The sequence below is a fragment of the Danxiaibacter flavus genome, from assembly GCF_041060425.1.
GTDB lineage: Bacteria > Bacteroidota > Bacteroidia > Chitinophagales > Chitinophagaceae > Danxiaibacter > Danxiaibacter flavus.
Map to the genome: position 1 here is coordinate 859,671 of NZ_JAULBC010000002.1, position 21,377 is coordinate 881,047.

Genomic DNA, 21,377 nt, shown 5'->3' on the forward strand with positions numbered 1-21,377 from the left:
ATTAGAAGTTAAGAGATAATGTAGCTCCATAAAAACGGGAAGGAGGAGCTGAGCTAAGACCGGTGATACCGATACCGTTGCTGTCGTTACCTGCTTCACTGTATTCAGGATCTGTATACACGTTTGATTTTGGCAGGAAGATCAACAGGTTACGTCCCTGAACACTGATCTTTGCAGATTTAATAAACTTAACGCTTCTAATAACAGTTGCGGGAAGATCATAAGAGATAGAAACTTCTCTTAATTTCCAGAATGCACCTGATGTAACATAGTTAGATGTAATAGACCTGTTTAAGTCGTTATCGCTCCAGAAGTCGTTACCATCCTGTACAGTAAGTGTTGTATTCTTGATGTAGCTACCTGGTTTGTTTGGATCTTCATAAACTGAGTTAGGAACAACAAAACGTGTGCGGTTGAAGCCTACAGTTCTGATACCAGAACCTGACCAGTCAAATTCGCCACCGCCTCTGTTATATATCTGGTATCCACCACGGTACTCCATTAATGCAGTGAAATGGAAATTTTTGTAACTAACATTCGCATCCAAACCTAAACGATGTTTAGCAACAGCATTGCCAAGCACTTTAATGGTTGGATCTTTCAGCGGGTTACCAGTTTTTCCGTCAACAATGATATGGCCCTGAGGATCTCTTTTATAATCAAATCCCATGATCACAGGGAAGAATTGCTGTTCTACTGCGTAAGAACCGGTATTGTCGCCATAGGTAGCCAATGCAAGTCTTGGAAGGTCAGCACTGATGGAGTTTACTTTGTTATCCAGGTAAGTATAGTTACCACCGATTGTAACTTCCCAGTCACGAGTTCTTACCGGTGTACCATGTAAAGTAAGCTCAAGGCCCTGGCTTTGAGTCTGACCAGTATTTGTTCTCAATCCTGAGAAGCCGGTTGTGTTAGATACACCGGTTGTAACTGTCTGGTCGTCTGTTTTAGTGCTATACCAGGTTACGCTTGATGTAATGCGATCTTTAAACATGTTCATTTCAAAACCAACTTCATATCCTTTTGTCATCTCTGGTTTTAAAGAAGCTGAAACCAGCGTGTTGTTAACAGTAAAACCTGCACCGCTTGCATAAGGGAATCCGTTTGCCTGGCTAAAAGTTTGCTGCAAATAGTATGCGCCAAAATCACCAGAATTACCCAGGTTAACCTGACCAACTTTAGACCAGCCACCTCTTAATTTCAGGTAATTGATTGTATTGCTTTCTTTAAGGAAAGGCAAGGCTTCGCTAGCTACGAAAGAAAGGTCAACTGAAGGATAGAAGAAAGATCTGTTTTCGGGAGCTAATGTAGAAACCCAGTCTTTACGACCTGTACCGTGTAAGAACAAGTAGTTTTTGTAGCCTAAACGTAAGTCACCATAAAAGCCCATCTGCCTTGCTTTATAGTTACCCTCACTAACAGTTGGTGTACCTACAAGGTTACCAACATTGTACAAGTTTGGAACTACAAGTCCTGATGCACCTACACCAACAACTTTAGATTCGTCTTGACGCCATTGTCCGCCGCCTACGAAGTTTACACTGAAATCGCCGAAGTTTTTACGAGCCTGTAAGAACAGGTCGCTCACCAGGTTTGTTATATAGCCGCTTCCGTCAGAAACAGAGGCAGGAATATTTGATTTAGAGCCACCGCTTGATTCAATAGCATACGGAGTATACTTAAACGCACCAACGGTTGCTTTAGAAGACCCGTTTCTTGTTGAAATACCTTGTCTTGCTACCAAATCCAGCCATTTGGTTGGAGAGTATCTTGCTTCAATATTTGCAATCAGGTAATCTTTCCTGTTTTTAATTCTATAGTTGTCAGCAGAGAAATATGGGTTCTGATACCATGGGTTGTAGAAACCGTTTGGATTAGAGAATTTATCATTGCGCCAGTCGCTGTAGCTTGTAAGCGGAACGTTAGCAGGAACGTTCAACATATTTGCATACATGCTTCCAGTCTGTGTTGTAATGTCATCTCTGTATTGAGTGTATGTTGTATTATAAGATACGTTTACTTTCTGACCGATCTTTCTTGTACCGTTTACACGTAAAGTTGTGCGGTTTGATTTATCACCGGGAGTTGTTCCTTTAATAGCGGCATACTGACCGGAAACATAAAAGGAAGAAACATCATCGCCTGAAGACAATGCAAAGTCTGTCTGGTTGGTGAGACCTTTATTCCAAAAGTCTTTACGTGAATTGTTTGGAGCAAAAGGCACCATTAGCTGGCTTCCATCTTCCAATGGCAAACCAAGTGATACCTGGCTTCCATCAAAACGAGGACCGTAGCTTTGGTTTTCCAGGTTAGAGAAAGCAGTGTTGCCATTTACGTCATATCCATAGCCAGCACCACCACCGCCAAATGAAGTTTGCAACTTAGGAAAATAAGCCACAGATTCGATTGTTGTTGTGTTAGACAATCTTACTGTGTTAGAGCCTTTTCTTCCTTTTTTAGTGGTAATGATGATCGCACCGTTAGAAGCTTGAGAACCGTAAAGTGCAGCAGCACCAGCGCCCTGCAGGGTGTTTACACTTTCAAGATCTTCCGGGTTAAGGTTACCTAATACTTCGTTAGGCACAATTACGTTGTCTAATACAATCAATGCCTGGTTATTACCAGTTAAAGAACGCTGACCACGAAGAATGAGCCTATAGTTAGGATTAACACCTCCGCCGGTCGCGCTGATCTGTAAGCCGGCAACCTTACCTTGCAGGCCGCTCGCTACGTTAAGCGCTTTACCTGTAGTAATGACATCGCCTTTTAACACTGTACCAGCAGTACCTTGCTCTCTACGCTTGGTCTTAAGACCACCCGCAGTAACGATCACTTCATCCATTACGCTTTCAGAAGTTTCCATACTAATGGTCAGTGACTCTTCGTTCTTGACAAGCACTTCAGCAGTTTTAAAGCTAAGCGCAGAAATCACCAACGTCTCGCCTTTTTTCACAGTAATGGTAAATACACCTGCGGCGTTAGTTACTGTACCTCTTGAGGTATTTTTGATAACCACTGATGCATTTTCTACCGGAAGTCCGCTTTTGTCGGAGACCTTACCTGTAATTTTCGATTGGGCTAATGCAAGAAAAGAAGACAGCATTAGCAGCAGTAGCATGCTTGCAAATTTTCTCATGTGAGTAGTTTGATTCTATAGGTTAAAATGGACTGATGAGTTGTTCATCGGGTCCGAATAAGGAGGCAATTTAGATATTTTTAACAAAAAAAGCTAAAACGGTTTATGTTTTTTTTAAAAAAATTAAAATTTTAAGGTCAGGCTTTATAAAATATTCATATTAATTAAAATCGCAAAATAAAAAGACTGCTTTTCGGCAGTCTTTTATAAATAGTACATATAACAATTTAGAATTTATCCCAGAATAATTTCACTTCAACTTTATCATCCCCTCCCATGGCTTTCACTGCTTCATCATAATTTGTTGTATTTACATTTTGTTCTTTTACGGGATAATTAAAGCGATTGGGAAATCCTGACTGCGCTTTATCGGGAACAGCCATTTCCGGATAATCCAATCTTCTTACATCAATCCAGGCATCATAGCCTCTATTGTACTCTGCAATCCATTTTTGCAAACCTATTTTTTGTTTCCATGTTCCCTGTGAAGTCGCGTATTTCACATTGGCAGAAGCGAGATAGGTTGTTGCATCTGCATCACTTCCATTCCAGTAAAGTATAGAGGCTCTTATCGCATTGTTATAATGATCTTCAGCAGTGCCACTCACGTTAAAGCCACGCTCTTTTGCTTCGGCCAATAAGAATTCTGTTTCGCTATAATCCAGCAGGTCGCCGGGGAATGTTGTTTCCAACATTTGTTCACTTGGGGATGCATAAGCTGTAAAGCTGCTCTTTAAACCCGCAGGCGCACCAATATAAACGCCGTTGGCGTTAGGAACCAGGTACAAAGGAATTCTCGGATCCACCAGCGTGTTTAATTTATCCATTAAAGTTTTGCATGCGATGAAATCATGTCTGCCACTTTGCACAAGATCAACCCAGATAGGATTTGTGTTGGGCGTGTTTCCCAAATATTGAAACGTGGCGTTGTCGCCGTTGGAAGTAAATACATTTGGTGCAGCTTGCTCAACAAGCGTTTTGGCCTTTGTAGGATCACTATCCGCAATCACCATAGCCAATTTCAATTTCAGTGAGTTGGCAAACATTTTCCATTTATCAATGGAACCTCCATAGATAAGATCTGCATCTTCAAAGCCTGCATCTGTATTATCCAGCTGTGCTATGGCAGCGTCAAGCCTGGTCAGTAATGTATAATAAACAGTTTGCGCATCATCAAATTTTGGCTGAACAATGCTATCCACTTTCAATGCATCTGTATAAGGAATATTGCCAAAGGTATTCACCAACATAGAGAAGGCATACACTTCTGTAATGTCACACATAGCAGTTTCATTCTTCTTAACGATATCAGATACTACCTGCGGGTCCTGCTGCGGTATAAGGGTTTTTGCTTTTTCCAGGTTGACGATAATATCCCTGTATATAATATTCCACAACTGATCCGGCAATGATCTTGTTGTAAGATCGTAGTTTGCTTCATCGGTATAAGTAGTCTCTGTCCAGTATTGCACTATAAGCCGGAATATGTTGCGGTTAACACTTGAGCTGGTATGTATATCCGCAAGGTTCTTTTGTGCATTGCTGAATAAGGTTGCCGGCGGCACGTCTGTGTACAACTTCGGACCTTCATTTAAATTTTGAATATCCTTTTTGCAGGAAGCAAGCGCCGCGAAAACTGATAGTATAATGAGGATCTTTTTCATCCGAATAGAATTTAAGTTTTAAATACTGCTGATAGATGTTGTTTTCAATCAGCCATTACTAAAATCTAAGTCTCAGGTTAATACCAACGCTTCTTGTTGTTGGATAAGCTCCTACCTGGAAGCCCTGCAGGTTGCCTGAGCTAATGCCTTCTTCTGGATCTGAATAAGGCAGATTTTTGTGAATGAGCCACAGGTTCCTTCCGATCAGGGAAAGATCAATTCCCTTAAACGGGGCAATCTTATTCATAAATTTTTGCGGGAATGAATATGTTAGGGTAAGCTCTCTCAGTTTGACATAGCTTGCATCATACACAAAGGCTTTATCAGGATTTAATTCATATCCATAAGCACCGGTGCTTCCACTTATATCTATTCTTGTTGCATTCGGCTTGCCATCTTCAGTTACTCCTTTATTAATAATTCCTCCACCATTAGCAATTGTATTTCTAACGGGGCTGCCCTTATCGTTAAGACCTGCTGTTTCAGGATACAATCCTACATCCAGCCCATAATACATATCCAATGAAAATACATCGCCGCCATGTCTTGTATCAATCAAAAAGCTCAATGAAAAATCTTTGTATTTAAAACTGTTGTTAATACCGGCAATCCAGTCAGGATTAATATCACCGATGTTTTTATTTTGAGTAGAAGTAATCTCGTAATAACCATCTCCGTCCACAACCTTTTCTCCATTCAGGTAGATAAAATCACTACCTCTTAAAATTCCATAAGGCTGACCAACCTGCGCGTTCAGAGAAATGCCACCGGGGAATGAACCTAGTTGCAGGTTATCAATTCCATTGAGATCAAGTACTTTGTTCCTGTTTCTTGTCCAGTTAATATTGATGTTCCATGTAAAGTCGCGTGTTTTAACAGGTGTGCCATATAATGAAACTTCAAAGCCCTGGTTAAGAATCGCTCCCGCGTTGATGTATTTAAAATCATACCCCGTTGCATCAGATACAGGCGCAGCAACAATCTGGTTTACACTTTTTGCATGATAATAAGTAAAGTCAAAACCTAACCGGTTTTTAAAGAACGCCATTTCAATGCCACCTTCATAAGACTTGGTTCTTTCCGGTACAAGGTTCTGATTATTCTTTGTTGTTGCGTTGGCAGTTAATGGTTGCGTACCAAATGCAGGGTTCATTGTATAGTAATCCAGCAAACTCTGCGGAGGAGCGCTGTTACCTACTTCAGCATAATTCACTCTTGCCTTTCCGTAAGAAAGCCAGGGCGTGTTTTTAATCAACTTTGAAAAAACAAAACCCAGCGAGGCTGAGGGATAGAAATAAACATTATTTCCCGGAGAGAGTGTTGAGGCTTTATCACGTCGTCCTGTAAGATCAAGGAACAACATGTCTTTATATCCAAAAGTTGCGCTACCAAATATGCCGTCTACACCTTCATCAATATATGCTTCAGTTGGAGCAACCATCGGATTTTTTGTGTTGGACAACGCATAGATATCCGGCACAACAAGTCCGCCGTTGGTTTCAGCAAAAATGGAACTGTTATTTGTTCTTCTTATGTTCAAGCCTGCTGTTCCCTTGAAGTTCAGGTCACGCGTGATGTCTGTATTAAAGTTGGCAAGCAGATCGTAGTTATACTCACTAAAAGTGTGGTTATATCTTGAATAATAAGGCACTTCCAGGCTCCCCACTGCGATACGCTCTTCCTGTATCTCATCATAATAATCCAGTGTTACGCGGCCAAGTATATTGAGCCACTTTGCAACATTATAGTTCAGGCTAACATTACCAAAGTAGCGGGAGCGATTATCGTTTTCAAAATTTTTATACCGCACAAAGTATGGGTTGTTCCAGTAAATGGGCACGAGGCCATTTTTTTCATCGCTTGGATCGGCCCAGTTCCATGTTACATTTTTACCCTGCCTGTCATAAGCTTCTTTTTGTTCTTTTACATCGACATTTGTTTCCCACCACTCTCTGAAGTTCGTCATAAGATTGGTGGAGTGATCACCGCTATATCCTGTTCCATATCTGCCCAATCCTGAAATGTGTGAATAATTTACGCCGGCAGTTGCAGTCAGCTTGTCGGTAATATTATAGGAAGCACCAAAGTTGATGATATCCTTTTTGATCTGGCTGTTAGGCAACACTCCCCGTTCATCTGTGCGTGTATAACCAAGTTTGTACCAGCCCTTATCGCCACCACCATCAATAGCTATGCTGTTATTGGTTGATGCAGGACTCACAAAGAATGTAGAAGGATTATTTGACGCTGCCAGCCATGGTCTTGCTTTGTGATAATAAGGAGAATTAACGTCAAATGCATCCCATTGATACACCATCAGGTTAGGATCAAATTTTGCACCCCATGAGGCATCTTCTGTTGTAGGCGTAACCAGGTCGGGCGTTCCGTCTCCGTTCACGTCAAAATAAAAAAAGTTGCCATCGGGAGAATCGTAATAAGTTCCATAACCTGCCCCATATTGATTTTGATATTTGGGGAAAGTTGATTTGTCAACAGAACTTATTGTAACTCCTGAATTAATTGTAATGCCAAGCCCCTTCTTTCCTTTTTTGGTAGTAATCATTACTACTCCGTTTGCAGCGCGCGAACCGTACAATGCGGATGCCGCTGCTCCTTTAAGAACGTTTAGGGATTCAATATCATCCGGGTTAATATCAGCAACAGCATTACCATAATCATAGCCACCGCGACCAGTTGTCTGGTTGGCGTTGTCTGTTTTGTTGGCTTTGTTCATTTTGTTGGTGTTGGTATTATCTACAGGAACACCGTCAATTACAAACAACGCCTGGTTGTTTCCAAGCAATGATTTAAAACCACGCATTACCACGTTAGTGGATCCACCAAGCGAATTGTTCTGCCGGATCTCCAAACCGGCAACCTTTCCGCTTAAGCCTCCAACAAAATTGCTGCTACGGGTTTTGCTTACCTCGTCTCCGTTTACCTGCTGTGCGGCATATGGCAAGGAGTTACGGGTTCTTTTAATACCGAGAGCTGTAACAACCACTTCATTTACTACATTGTCCTGCGGATTTAGGGTGACTGTATAAGAAGATTCAGTGCCAATCTTCACTTCAGTATTGGCAAAATTAAGGGCTGATATTACCAGTACATCGCCCTTTTTTGCAGTTATTGTAAAACCGCCGTCTTGTGTTGTAGCGGTGCCGGTAGAAGTGCCTTTCAGCAGGATGGAAGCACCTTCTATAGGCTGCCCGTTTTTGTCAATTACTTTTCCATTAATTGCACTCTGTGCAAAGGTGTCGTGCATAACAAGCAATAACACCAGGAGTGTCAGCATTCGTCTCATGTTTGCATAGATTAGTTAAAGAATGAAGAATTGTTAAAAAAAATATAAAACATTTTTAATAAATCATAATTAAAATAGACGAATAGTCGATGTTTAAGCAGTAAATAAACAAACTCATACATTTCGAAAAATCATCATTCGAAACTTATTTATAACTGATTTTCAGCGAGAAACAAGGTTTAACAGCGCTTGCATTCGGAACATTACGTGGCAGGACTTATCTTTGCACAATGCTAGTATTAGACGGAAAAATCGCCTCCAAATCGGTAATAGATTCATTAAAAACAGAAGTTGAAGCATTAAAAGCTCAGGGCAAAAGAGCCCCTCACCTTGCAGCAGTATTAGTTGGTAACAACGGCGCAAGTGAAACATATGTAGCAAGTAAAGTAAAGCACTGTGAAGAAATAGGCTTCGGCTCTACACTGATCAGACTTTCAGATACTGTTACAGAAACAGAGCTGATAGCAACTATAGATGAGTTAAATAAGAATGCAGACATTGACGGTATACTGGTGCAGTTGCCGTTGCCTAAGCATATTGATGAGCAAAAGATCATTATGGCGATTGACCCCGCCAAAGACGTAGACGGGTTTCATCCCGTAAGCATTGGTAAGCTGGTTCAGGGGTTACAGACTTTTATCCCTGCAACTCCGTATGGCATTATGCTGATGCTCGAACATTTCAACATCTCTACAAAAGGAAAGCATGCTGTAGTTATTGGACGCAGCAATATCGTTGGCCGCCCAATGAGCATTTTGCTTAGCAGCAACAACGCTTTTGGTAATTGTACCGTAACTGTTTGCCATTCGCACACGCCCAATCTTAAAGAAATGTGCTTACAGGGTGATATAATTGTTGCAGCTTTAGGCAGACCAGAATTTGTGAAGGCTGACATGGTTAAAGATGGCGCAATTATTATAGACGTGGGTATTACAAGAGTTGAAGACAGCACTGCTAAAAGAGGTTATAGAATTAAAGGCGATGTCGCGTATAATGAGGTTGCAGAAAAAGCATCAGCAATTACTCCGGTGCCCGGCGGCGTTGGATTAATGACTATTGCAGGATTGATGAAGAACACGTTGCAGGCGTATAGAGAGAAGCTGTGAGCTGTCAGCTATTAGCTATTAGCTTTGGGTTTCAGGTTTCAGGTTTGAGGTGTGAGGAATAACGTTTGAGGAGAATAAGGAAAATGTTGATATTCTTTCAAGGTGGATAATGACGGCGAAAGAGTGAGCTTTTAGAATTAAGGACTTCGTAAATCGTACTTCGTACTTGTTTTAAGAATGATTGTATAAAAATTTTGAAGCCGCACCTGAGTACTTCGTAAATCGTACTTCGTACTTATGAAAGCAACCTGATACCGAAAGCGCAGCAAGTCGCACTTGAACACACATCGTACCCGCCCGAACGTACCGTCGGTACGGGCAGGCATCTAACATCGTACATTGAAATGTTTTTAACTAACGAACATATTACCACAAAGCTTCCGGTTATGGAAGCTTTTTATACTATACAGGGTGAAGGTTTTCACCAGGGGCGTGCTGCATACTTCATAAGGCTGGGAGGCTGTGATGTCGGATGTTTTTGGTGCGATGTAAAGGATAGCTGGGATGCCTCGGCTCATCCGGTTTTATCTGTTGATGAGATTGTTGCTGAAGCGAAAAATAATCCGGGACGCTTAGCTGTAATTACAGGTGGAGAGCCGTTGATGCATAATCTTGATGAACTGACACATGCTTTGCATGAAGCAGGTTTTGAAACGAATATGGAAACCTCCGGTTCCAGTCCTTTATCGGGCGAATGGGATTGGATCTGTCTTTCTCCAAAGAAATTTAAAGCGCCCTTACCTGAAGTGCTGGTCGCCGCAAATGAACTGAAAGTTATTATCTACAATAAATCTGATTTTGATTGGGCGGAAAAACATGCAAAAGAAGTAGGTCCTTCATGCAAATTATATCTCCAGCCAGAATGGAGCAAAGCAGCAGAAATGACGCCGTTGATTGTCGATTATATTAAAGCAAATCCGCAGTGGGAACTGAGTTTGCAGGTGCATAAGTACATAAATGTGCCATAGAGCTGTTAGCTATCAGCTGTGCTCGTCGCCGGATGGGATTCCGCATAATTTAGAAGTACATGCTTGATCTGATTGCATCATTCCAGGCTAATTGTATTTCCTTTTTACAATATTCCACGCTTAATTTTTAGACTATCTCTTACGCCCTTACAGGGCTTGATCGATTTTTTGTTTTATTTCACAGGGCGTTGCCCTGTGCTAATGCCGGACGCCCCTTCAGGGCTTTGTGCTGGCTGGCCAATAGTGTAACGCATTTCCCATGTTGATATTTGCAATTTTGTTTCGGCACATTCAATATGCGTTCATCTTTAACTAGTAAGTTATATTGCATTTACGCAGAGCACGCTTTCGGACTCTGGTTTCATCCAACTAACAAACAAAGAATTTTTCGCGTTGCTAAGTAAAATCGCGTCTGGTTAACTCGCTAACTCTTTTTATTATGGTCCAGTCATTCGAATTTTAATCGCTTTGCCCATTTTGTATTGCTTCATTTTCATATCCACACATTTTCATATTCACTTATTTGCAACTTTCAATTATCAATTATTTCACCAGATTCGCACATTTACCCATTTGCATATTTGCACATTCGCACGTCATTTTCAATTTCCAACTTTCAATTATCAATTATTTCACCCCATCCGCACATTTACCCATTCGCATATTTGCACATTTCCACACATTGTCAATTTTCAACTTTCAATTTTCAATTATCTCACTTCATCCGCACATTTACCCATTTGCACATTTGCACATTCCCACATCATTTTCGATTTTCAATTCTCCATTAATATTATTAAATTCATTGGCATGATTATTAGATTGAATAATCATCATTGATTTCCTCACTTCTAAATTCATTTGCCTTGAAACCTATAGCCAGCTTATTACTTTGGGGTCTATTGTTTACGGCAGGTAACAATGCAATAGCTCAGCAGCCTATACTGCTTAAGAATGTCACCATCATTGACGGAACAGGCAAACCTCCGCAGAAAAACATGTTTGTGCTGATAGATCATGGGAAGATAACGGACATTTCTTCGAAGGAGATGATTACCATCATGACCGTTATGCCGCAGGACTTCTCAGGAAAAACTATTATGCCTGTAATAACAAACGCACATGCACACCTGGGAACCGTGAAAGGTGTTACAGCTTCTGCAGTTAATTATACGCGAGATAACATTCTCCGCCAATTACAGAAGTATGAAACTTATGGAGTTGATGCCATACAGGTAATGGGTTCTGATCGCGAGATGATCTTCGATATGCGTGATTCGTCTCAAAAAGGCTTGCTTCCGGGCGCCACCATATATACTGCCGGATATGGTTTCAGTGCGCCTAACGGAGGTCCTCCTTCCAACCTGGGTATGGATAAAGTGTACAGGCCGGCAACGCCTGAAGAAGCAATAAAAGATGTACAGGAGCTTGCAAAGCTGAAGCCAGACATGATTAAAATGTGGGTGGATGACTTCGGTGGAACATCTCCTAAAATGAAACCGGAAATTTCCGCAGCGATCATCAGCGAAGCGCACAAGCAGCACATTCGCGTGGCTTCTCACCTGTATTACCTGGAAGATGCACATCGCCTGGTTGACCAGGGACTTGATATCATCGCACACAGCATCCGTGATAAAGACATTGATGATGCGTTGATTGAAAAGATGAAACAAAAGGGAGTTGCTTACATCCCTACCCTATCGCTCGACGAATTTCAATTTGCCTATGCTAACAAACCTGAATGGCTCGACGAACCATTCTTTAAAGTAGCATTGGAACTTGGAGTGTATGAAATGATCACGGCAGATGATTATCGCTCGAAGATTATGTCTAATCCTAATTTTGAAAAGAATAAAGCGGCATATGCAACGGCGCTCCGCAATGTAAAAAAGCTGTTTGATGCGGGCGTGTTGATCGCACTCGGAACGGACTCCGGTGCTAACCCGGTAAGAGTGCAGGGCTTTTCAGAACACCTGGAAATGCAGTTACTAACGGAAGCCGGCTTGACCCCATTACAGGCTATTATGATCGCTACGCAAAACGCTGCCAAAGTAGTCCACAAAAATATACCCGGAACGCTGGAAAAGGGCAACCCCGCAAGCTTTATTGTATTACAGAATAATCCTGCAAAAGACATCAAAAACACCCGTTCTATTTTAGAAGTATGGAAGAATGGTGTTAAGGTGAATGATGGTCCGATGAAGGATTAAACAGATTAATTGTCGTTTTAATAAGAAAATTTAATTTGGTTAATGCTTGCTCAACAATCAGCGACAGATAATGAATTAATGTATAATCTGTGAGAAACGATCATAATGAAGCGCGATACTATGATAAAGCAAAAGAAAAGTTTGACAAACGGCGTTTCTCGCTTCTTACCTTTCTTCCGTTATTATAATTTGGTCAATTGACATTTATTGACTCCAATTTTACTGGAGCAATAGTATAATATGCAGATTCGCTGGCACTGAATATTAATTTGAAAGATCTTATATTAAAATAGTTGCGGTCTACTTACCTCAAAATATGATCACTAATGTGCTCCTTACGATTGACTGTTATTAACTTAGGTCCATCTAATGGAGATGCTGCTTTGTAAAGGCACCATTTGAATGTAGCAGCTATGTTCAAAAATGTGCGATTATTGGTGATCATACCTCACTATTCAAAACTTTAAAAAGAATATTGATCCATCTTCTATAAATCACGCTATAAAAATCATCATGAAGTCACGATGAAAAAAGAACCACTATGTTGATGACATACGACTTATTATATCGATCCGCTGTAGAGAAAACAAAACTGGAATACCAAACAAGAAAATCAATTATCTTGCGATAAAAATTGCCAAATTTATTTATTATATCAGGTTGCAATGGTGCTGGTAAAACGACATCTTCTTTTACGACTCTTCCTGAACTTTTACAGATTAAGGAATTTGTGAACGCTGATGAAATTGCGAGAGGTTTATCACCGTTCAACCCAGAAAGCGTATCAATCGAAGCCGGCAGAATCATGCTAAATAGATTGCAGGAACTACTTTCTGCTCATAAAGACTTTGCTTTTGAAACAACACTTTCTACTCGAAGTTATATCGGCCTTATAAAGCAAGCAAAAGGAAAAAACTACACAATCAATCTTATTTATTATTGGCTCGATAGTGTTGAACTAGCTATAGAAAGGGTGAAACTGAGGGTTTCAGAAGGAGGTCACAATATACCAGCTGAAACTATAATTCGCCGCTATTATTTAGGATTAAAAAATTTTTTACATTTGTACAGAGACAAAGTAGATTATTGGATGCTTATAGACAATTCGCTGACGCAACCCCAGCTCATTGCTGAAGGAAATGCTGAATTTTATGAGGTGTCGAATGACGAAAAGTGGATCTTAATCAACGAAATTATTAAGAATGACGAAAACAGAGATAAAAGAAAAAATACTTAAAGGAGGCCAACTTGCGATAGATCGTCTATTGGAGAAAAAGCGCAAGGATGATGCTGTTGTGGTTATTTCTGAAAAAGGAAAAGTAGTCCGGGTACCTGCTAAGGAATTGAAAAAGTAGTGACTTCTATCACCTCGGAAATATGAACCAACTTCGTCGCTAAACAGCAACTCCTCGTTACACAACAGCCATCGGACTTATATACAGCTCCGTCTTAAATGAAAATTTTTCTGATGATTCAACCAGTTGAGCATTGATGAGAACAGTGACCTTCTTTTTAATTTCTGTGTATTTTTTCAGCGGCCATGTCTTTTCAACCATTTCTGCTTTGACAACAATATTGATGTTGAAAATCCGCGGCTCATAATTTTCAAGAGCGGATAATAGAGATGTTTTAAATTTATCTTCCCAGTCTGCATCCGATAATCCTCTTTCAAAATCCTGGTCCCACACACTATTGCCATATTTTCGATCAAACCGGTTCTCGTTGCACTTCGTTGTCACCAATAGCTGAACATGCTGCGCAATACTTTCTACAAGATCACACGCTGGCAACGGAGCACCCTGCATGACAGCTCCAAAATCAAAGGGTATTTGATAGTACATAAATTGAATAATTAATGAGTTGTTTTAATCAATTACTTTCTGCAATCGATGCTCGCAGGATCCCGGATTTGTAAAGGATAAAATCAGGTATCAGATCTTTTGGCAATAGCAACAAACATTCAGATTTATCTCGCCGAACCTGTTCAAAATCTTTGTTGAGGTTGATCAGCTTGTCTTCTTGTATTTGCAAAAACCGGGCAATCACTTTAAGTTGAAAAGTGCTGCTTACCCATATGCTGTCAACACTTCTGACAACAAAATTCTTCGACTCCTTTCTATCACTCAACAATTGACTTCCATCTAACACATTACCTACCGCAATAAATTTCTTAACATGATTGCGCGTCTCCTGCGGAAGGAAGTCTTGTATTTTCCAGAAATCAAATTCACCGGTTTGCTTTATAGCCCTGTCTAACCTGCCGGCACCGCAATTATAAGCCGCAATTACAAGCAGCCAATCATTATACTTAGTATACAATTCTTTTAGCAACAGGATTGCAACATGTGTACTTTTTAGAATGTCATATCGCTCATCGTTTACAGAATCCACAACTAATCCATGTGTACGTGATTCTTCGGGCATCAACTGCCAGCAACCTGCGGCTCCCGCCCATGATATGGTTTGATTGTTAAGCGCGGATTCTATGATTGCAAGATTTCTAAGTTGCAAAGGCATGTCGCTTATCCGTAACTGATCTTCAATAAAAGCCACTAGTTGCTTATGAGTCCGCTTTGTACGCAATATGTCAGCTTTGTAAAGGGAAATAAATCTTTCAATATAAGGATCAACATACATGCTGTCTGCAGACACAACCATGTGCCGCTCTCTGCCGTATGTTGCCGTAACCGACATACAATTCAACAACAAACCAATTAAAGCATATCTCATAACGCCTCCTTAATCTAAAATACTCCAGCCCTTTTTCTCCTTCACCACATTTGTAATCACTTCTTCCTTAACAATAATGCTTTCTTTATGCTGACCAATAAACTCGAGTGAGTTGAGTTTATTCCATACTATCAGGATATCCTCAAGCATTTTAACTGACTGCACAAAACAATTACCTGAGTCGTAGTGATCATAGTTTATCTCAATCGTATCATCTAGAATCTTAAGGAAATTCACCTGTGTTATATCACTCCATTCAAAGAAATAATTCAACAACTCTTCTTTTTCATTTTCCGGAAGCATTTTTATAAAAGTGAGCAGCTTATTCGCAAGAACGGAAATAGCATTCAGCAGATAAACCGGCGGAAGTGAAGCCACCATATTACGCATAGCAAAATAATTCTCCGCACAGTATTGCAATAAAACGTTGCACATAGCCTTCACATTCTGCGATACAATCGACTTTTGATTTTTATAATTGATCTTATGAACGATTTGCAAAGAGATATTTTGCAAATCGTTCATTCTGTTACAAATAGCACGATGGAATTCAATCAAAGCAACGCAGCTATTGATCGTACTGCTGGGCGGAACAAACGTTGCGTCCTTCTCAAGTGAGTTGCCTGTTTTATGCAAGCGACCAATGATAAGATGGTTCATGCCTAATTCCCGCCCTCTTATTTCGTTATTATTCTTAAGTTCTACGGAATAATAAGACTGTGTGAACGGATGCCTTATGGGAATTTCTTCAGGATCCGGATCGCCTACCAATGTTTTCTTAAAAGGATCAGCAACAATAACGACATACAGGCTTTCAATTCTGTCCGACCAATCGTCATTTTCATCTGAAGCTCCGGACTCATTCAGATCAGACAAACTTAAATTCTTTTTAATTCCCTCCCCTACGATGGAAATACGGACACCTCCGGGAGTGATCGCCTGGCAATAATGAATGGAAATTTGCAATTGGCCTGTAGCAGTTCTTGTTACTTCATAGTCACTTACCATTGCTCCTCCGGAAGCAAGTGGCGGCAACAAACCGAAATTAAATTTATTGACATGCACGGATGCCACGTCCCTTAAATTATCAATCACAAAATTCTCTGTGCAGTCAAAATGGTTCCTGGTCACTTTCATTCCGTCAGCCCAGTTCACCGGCAAATATTTGGGTGGAATAATCATATTTTCTAATTGTTGTTTTTGTAAAAAACTTCTTCTGAATGTTCTATTACCCGTTTGGCAATAATGGTCACGTGCTCTTTAACAAGATTTTCCCGGATGCTCTTTTCAGGATCGAGCAACCGGCGCCTGTGAAGAAAGGAGTGCTTGTAATAAAAGATCCATCCGTATGACAACCCTTCATCATCAATATATTCAATTGTATCTGCTGAGTTCTTTGTATTGTAATCATCGATAAACATCCTGAACCAGGCACCCAATTGAATAACATCGGGTCCTTTAACCATCAATCTTAATCTATCCTTGTCGTATAACTTCTTACTCAATTCTATTTTTAGCACCATCAGCTTGTTAAAGTCAAAACCCTCGATGTTAAGTTCAACAGCATCCAAAGGATATCGCCATACGTCATATATTTCCACGGGAATTTTTATAAGTGCCAGGTAGGTCATGTAAAACAAAAGAGGCAAGGGAAAAATAAGCAAAGCACTAGCTGCGATATAGCCAGATTGCACCTCGCTTACCAAATTAAAAACAGTAGCCATTAAATAACCTCCCAAAACAATAATAATTGCTATTATCAATATCTGAGTTAGAGCTTTGCAATTGGCAACGTTTCTATTTATGTATACTTCATACAGTTGAACAAATACGATTCCCATGACACAGAAGATTAACTGGGCTGCGAGATAACCCCAGGGAGAAAAGTTGTTCCCCATAATGCCCAACAGTCCCACGATAGCAATCAGCGCTATATTTAATAGAATAAAAACAACAAGTGTTTTATTGGCAAGTAAACTGTTTTTCTTTTTTATAAGAAACAAAGGAACAGTCATGCATAAAGCAAGTAACGGAAGCAATAGAAACTGGAAAAACATATTTGTGATCATACAAAATATTCATGTTATAGATAGAAGGTATGTCCAAGGCGGCCATTATAATCCTGGTTGGCGGAAAGAAAGGTATCGCCTTCTTTTTGCGTTATAATCGTATACCGGCTGAATACAAAATCCGGAATAAAGCAAGCTGTAAGCATTTCAAGCACTTCAAAGAATTCGCTTTGTGGCAATACACTGCAAATATTTTCTTTGTGTACCGGACCAATGCAAATATTCCATTCGGGAACGCCGTCATAATAAGCCAGACCACCAAGACTACTGTCAATGCCGAGCCTGCAAACATTCAGACTGAAATTGTCTGATGCTATAATTTCCTTTACGTTGTAAACGCTATCTATCATGATCGGCCGGTTTAGCAGGAAGGACAGGCATTGTTCAATCCATTTTCTGTTGCCGCGCACTTCATGCAGAATAGGAAGGATATATATAAAGCACAAAGCAGTTTCTTCCGGAAGCCTGTTGATGATTGGCCAAGCCTGCCCGAAAAGATAAAAAAGATTATTGAACCGCCCCTTTTGCTCGTACATCAACTCGATCAACAGTGCGCTTATTTCAACATAAGAAGATTCCTGCTCAAAAGGCCGGAAAAAAATTCTTGCATCATGCTCGCGTCTGCGTTGCAGCCTGATTTCCTCTACAGCCTGCGCTTCAGTCATTGTAATCTCACCTAATGTAGGCGGATGGAATAATGATTCCGGCAATGCTTCATAGATACTTTGTCTGTAAGTTTGAAAAATAGTGTGTTTACTTAAGTTGCCTGCGCTTACATGTTCATAAATATGATGGATATCTTTTGAGTAAGGCCGGGGATTGTTTCCAAGCCGTTCAAGAATAATTCTGCTAACATCCTGATCACCGGCTACCAAAAGTGCGGCAATAACCTCCGTCTTGAAATCTGCTTCCAGGTTTATTAAAGGTTGCATCGTAGGTTGTAAAAAGTTTAAGGTTGAGAAAAAACATGGCATTTTTTCTTGCGGCGAAAATACAGCAGAAAAAAATTTATTTATAAAAATATTTACATGTTTTTAAATAATAATTTATTTATTTTTGTCATACAATTTTACTTAAGCGATTACCTTAGCATACCCAAACCGTTAAAAAACAGATGACCCAATCGATAAATGACTCCATTCAATATGTATTCACTATTGCAAAAGGGTTTGCACGCGAATACTATAATAAACAGCTACAACCTGCACATATATTGCGGGCACTATTACATCCCGAAGCTGGTCTTTGTACATTTCTTGAAGCCTTGGATCTGGACATCAGTTACCTTGTAGAATGGGCCGAAGTAAGAATGGATGAATATCCAAAATGCCATATACTTCCTGATACAATTGAAGAAAGCGATAGCATTTACAACATTCTTGATGAGGCCACTCATATAAAAATAAAATTCGGATTCGCAGATATTACTGCATTTGCATTGTTCGCTGCTATATGTAAACCGGGCGTTGCTTTTTCGGCTGATCAGCTAAAGTCCTTTCCTCTCAGAGAACACGACTTAATGTTTGACCTGCCTGCTAACCCTGAAGACAAACAAGATAAATCTCCAAATTATACTTCAGCCATACTTCAAAAGTATTGCACAGATAAAACAGCATTGGCTTTTAAGGATAAGCTCGATCCCGTCGTTGGACGCGAAATGGAGTTAAGGCAAATTATCGAAATCCTTGGCCGGCGCACCAAACCGAATGTTATTATCGCAGGAGAAGCTGGTGTAGGAAAGTCCACACTAATAAATGGATTGGCTCTAGCAATAGCTCAATCAGATGTGCCGGTATTTCTTCAAAAAGCCATTTTATATGAATTGAACCTGTCTACACTCTGCGCCGGCGCCACATATAAAGGAGAAGTGGAAGACCGAATGCAGAAAATTATTGCTGAATTAAGCAGTCAGGAAAAAACAATTCTGTTTATCGATGAAATACATACACTAACAAATTCTAAAGGATCACTCGCAGGAACCTCTGACCTGTTAAAACCAATTTTATCGCGTGGTGAAATAACTGTAATAGGTGCAACAACTCCTGATGAATACAGAAAACTGATCGAGCCTGAGCGTGCATTCAACAGGCGTTTCGAACTGTTGCAACTGAACGAACCGGATCTGCAAACCGCAGAGAGAATGCTAGAATTACATCTTCCGCTTTACGAACAGCATCACCAGGTAGCTGTTGAGAAAGATGTTATTCCTGAATGTATTCGCCTGGCAAAACGCTATATAAAAGATAAAAAATTACCCGATGCTGCATTTGATTTGCTTGACAGGACAATGGCCTCAATACGAACGTCTGCAGAAACAATGCAGCAAGAAGTTCAGCGTTTGCAAAAAAAGTCTGTAGAAATAAAAGAAGCTGAAGAGCTTTCTGAACAGGAAAAACAAAGACAGCTTGTGTGGCTGAACCGATCGATTTCGAATTCATTTAAACCGTTGCATTCTTCAAGTTCAAAAGAATTGGAAGTTGATGAAAATTCACCCACTCAGTATTTAATTTCAGCACTTGAGCAGACTTTCACAAATCTTAACAGACAAGCAGTAGAAAAGAAAAATACACTATGTCTTCAGGACCTTGCAGCAACAATCTCAATTAAAACAGGTATTCCCATCGGAGATATCCAGGCAAAGGAAAAAGAGAAGCTGCTGAATATGCATCGCCGTCTCAAACAGCGAATAATAGGTCAGGATCATGCATTGAAAGCTGTTAGTGAAGCTATTCTCGAAAATCGAAGCGGCCTGAACAAACCCGGGCAACCGATAGGATCTTTCTTTTTATTGGGACCTACAGGAACGGGGAAAACAGAGCTGGCAAAATCTATTGCAGCGTTTCTTTTCAATGATGAGAAAGCAATGATCCGCTTTGATATGTCTGAGTTTAAGGAAGAACATTCCGCCGCATTGTTGTATGGTGCACCGCCCGGATACGTGGGTTATGAAGAGGGTGGTCTGCTGGTGAACAAGATACGTCAGCAGCCTTACTCTGTGGTGCTGTTTGACGAAATCGAAAAGGCACATCAATCAGTGTTTGATGTATTTCTCCAGATTATGGATGAAGGCCACATTCACGACAAGCAAGGCAAAGAAGGTGATTTTAGCAATGCGCTGATCCTTTTTACCTCAAATATCAACAGTGATTTCATAGCGCAATCATTTGAACAAAATAAAATTCCAGCTCACAGCGATTTGTTGGAAAAGATGCGACCGTACTTCCGGCCGGAATTTTTGGGCCGTATTACCGAGATTGTTCCCTTCGGACCAGTAACAGAAGACATGGCCAAGCATATTTTCGATCTTCAGCTGCAATCACTAGTTCAGGCTTTAAGCAAACAGAATATTCAATTAGTAATCGGAGCTGACGCGAGGTTGCAGCTGGTCAACGCGGGTTTCTCTTCTACTTATGGCGCAAGACAAATAGCCAGTGTTATTCGTCATCAGATCCGCCGACCTGTTTCCCGGATGATAGTAAGCGGTCTGCTACATAAGGACAGCATGATATGTATTGACCTGAATGATAACAATCAACTTAGCCTGGAAGTTTTGCCGGCCACTGCCGGTCATCCTGAAAAGAATAGTGCATAAATATGTCGCATTACATAGACTCAATACTTCGTCTTTTAAAAGTTTTTAAAAAGAAAATGAAACCGGAAAATGCGCATGGCAAAGCGCATCAACAAGCAACATCTCAAATCACAATTCCTCAAATAAAACTAAACACAATGGCTATGTACAATTATGGTGTTGGAGGTAATGAAGTAAAGATAGATTCAAGCGAGGCTATCAACGAAATACCATCTAACAAAACACTGCTTGTATCACAACTTACCAGCAAAGAACCACTGCAACCAGATACTGTTGCAGGGCTAAAAACAGTTGATGATGTATTTACACATTTTAAGCCTTCCGTCAAAGTTGAACTTGAAAACACCAATGGAGAACAAATGAGTGAAACCCTGAGCTTTAGCAATCTTGGAGACTTTACACCCGCAAACATAACACGCCAAAGTACACTTTTAAACACGCTGAATGTACAGCAGGAGCAATATGCCAGGATTATGAAACAGTTAAAATCTAACCGGGTGTTACAGACATTACTTTCAAATGATGAAACAAAAGAAGCTATTATTAATGCAATAAAACAAGGTTTAACGGAGCTTGAACCTGTCAAATAAAATTACCG

The 21,377-nt window shown here is 40.3% G+C and carries 15 protein-coding genes; 7 read left to right on the forward strand and 8 right to left on the reverse strand.

Going from position 1 to position 21,377, the window contains the following annotated elements:
- Window position 1: 1 nt before the first annotated feature.
- From QTN47_RS09130 to QTN47_RS09140, 3 genes are all read right to left on the reverse strand, one after another.
- A complete protein-coding gene (locus QTN47_RS09130) occupies window positions 2–3,136 on the reverse strand; it encodes a SusC/RagA family TonB-linked outer membrane protein (RefSeq protein WP_369329047.1) in 3,135 nt (1,044 codons plus the stop codon).
- Window positions 3,137–3,363: 227 nt separating this feature from the next.
- The gene (locus tag QTN47_RS09135; protein WP_369329048.1) at window positions 3,364–4,800 is read right to left on the reverse strand and encodes a SusD/RagB family nutrient-binding outer membrane lipoprotein; all 1,437 of its coding nucleotides are present in this window, start codon (window positions 4,798–4,800) and stop codon (window positions 3,364–3,366) included.
- A gap of 58 nt (window positions 4,801–4,858) precedes the next feature.
- Complete coding sequence (locus QTN47_RS09140) at window positions 4,859–8,104, reverse strand: SusC/RagA family TonB-linked outer membrane protein (RefSeq protein ID WP_369329049.1); 3,246 nt, start codon at window positions 8,102–8,104, stop codon at window positions 4,859–4,861.
- Window positions 8,105–8,334: 230 nt separating this feature from the next.
- On the opposite strand from QTN47_RS09140, the gene QTN47_RS09145 reads away from it, so the two are divergent.
- The 5 genes from QTN47_RS09145 to QTN47_RS09165 all read left to right on the forward strand — a co-directional run bounded on the left by QTN47_RS09145 (window position 8,335) and on the right by QTN47_RS09165 (window position 13,743).
- Window positions 8,335–9,210: a bifunctional 5,10-methylenetetrahydrofolate dehydrogenase/5,10-methenyltetrahydrofolate cyclohydrolase gene (locus QTN47_RS09145; RefSeq protein WP_369329051.1), complete on the forward strand. Its 876-nt coding sequence runs from the start codon at window positions 8,335–8,337 to the stop codon at window positions 9,208–9,210.
- Between the two features lie 344 nt (window positions 9,211–9,554).
- Window positions 9,555–10,178: a 7-carboxy-7-deazaguanine synthase QueE gene (locus QTN47_RS09150; protein ID WP_369329052.1), complete on the forward strand. Its 624-nt coding sequence runs from the start codon at window positions 9,555–9,557 to the stop codon at window positions 10,176–10,178.
- Window positions 10,179–11,044: 866 nt separating this feature from the next.
- Entirely contained in the window at window positions 11,045–12,388 is a 1,344-nt protein-coding gene (locus QTN47_RS09155; RefSeq protein ID WP_369329053.1) for an amidohydrolase family protein, read from the forward strand.
- Window positions 12,389–13,022: 634 nt separating this feature from the next.
- Window positions 13,023–13,625 (forward strand): ATPase, encoded by a 603-nt coding sequence (locus tag QTN47_RS09160; protein WP_369329054.1) that lies wholly within the window; start codon window positions 13,023–13,025, stop codon window positions 13,623–13,625.
- A complete protein-coding gene (locus QTN47_RS09165; protein ID WP_369329055.1) occupies window positions 13,591–13,743 on the forward strand; it encodes a DUF8506 family protein in 153 nt (50 codons plus the stop codon). The genes QTN47_RS09160 and QTN47_RS09165 overlap by 35 nt, the downstream gene beginning before the upstream one ends.
- Before the next feature lie 57 nt (window positions 13,744–13,800).
- On the opposite strand, the gene QTN47_RS09170 is transcribed toward QTN47_RS09165, so the two are convergent.
- From QTN47_RS09170 to QTN47_RS09190, 5 genes are read right to left on the reverse strand one after another with little or no spacing between them, the layout of a single operon-like run.
- Window positions 13,801–14,229, reverse strand: a complete 429-nt coding sequence (locus QTN47_RS09170) for a GPW/gp25 family protein (RefSeq protein WP_369329056.1) — start codon at window positions 14,227–14,229, stop codon at window positions 13,801–13,803.
- 28 nt (window positions 14,230–14,257) lie between these two features.
- Entirely contained in the window at window positions 14,258–15,118 is an 861-nt protein-coding gene (locus QTN47_RS09175; protein ID WP_369329057.1) for a lytic transglycosylase domain-containing protein, read from the reverse strand.
- 9 nt (window positions 15,119–15,127) lie between these two features.
- Entirely contained in the window at window positions 15,128–16,300 is a 1,173-nt protein-coding gene (locus QTN47_RS09180; RefSeq protein ID WP_369329058.1) for a hypothetical protein, read from the reverse strand.
- A gap of 5 nt (window positions 16,301–16,305) precedes the next feature.
- Entirely contained in the window at window positions 16,306–17,187 is an 882-nt protein-coding gene (locus tag QTN47_RS09185) for a TssN family type VI secretion system protein (protein WP_369329059.1), read from the reverse strand.
- Between the two features lie 14 nt (window positions 17,188–17,201).
- On the reverse strand, window positions 17,202–18,119 hold the full coding sequence (locus QTN47_RS09190) for a hypothetical protein (protein WP_369329060.1): 918 nt from the start codon (window positions 18,117–18,119) through the stop codon (window positions 17,202–17,204).
- Between the two features lie 182 nt (window positions 18,120–18,301).
- Between QTN47_RS09190 and QTN47_RS09195 the strand changes: the two genes are divergently transcribed.
- Together QTN47_RS09195 and QTN47_RS09200 are read left to right on the forward strand one after the other, a co-directional pair.
- A complete protein-coding gene (locus tag QTN47_RS09195; protein ID WP_369329061.1) occupies window positions 18,302–20,779 on the forward strand; it encodes an ATP-dependent Clp protease ATP-binding subunit in 2,478 nt (825 codons plus the stop codon).
- A gap of 56 nt (window positions 20,780–20,835) precedes the next feature.
- Window positions 20,836–21,369, forward strand: a complete 534-nt coding sequence (locus QTN47_RS09200) for a type VI secretion system contractile sheath small subunit (RefSeq protein WP_369329062.1) — start codon at window positions 20,836–20,838, stop codon at window positions 21,367–21,369.
- Window positions 21,370–21,377: the final 8 nt, after the last annotated feature.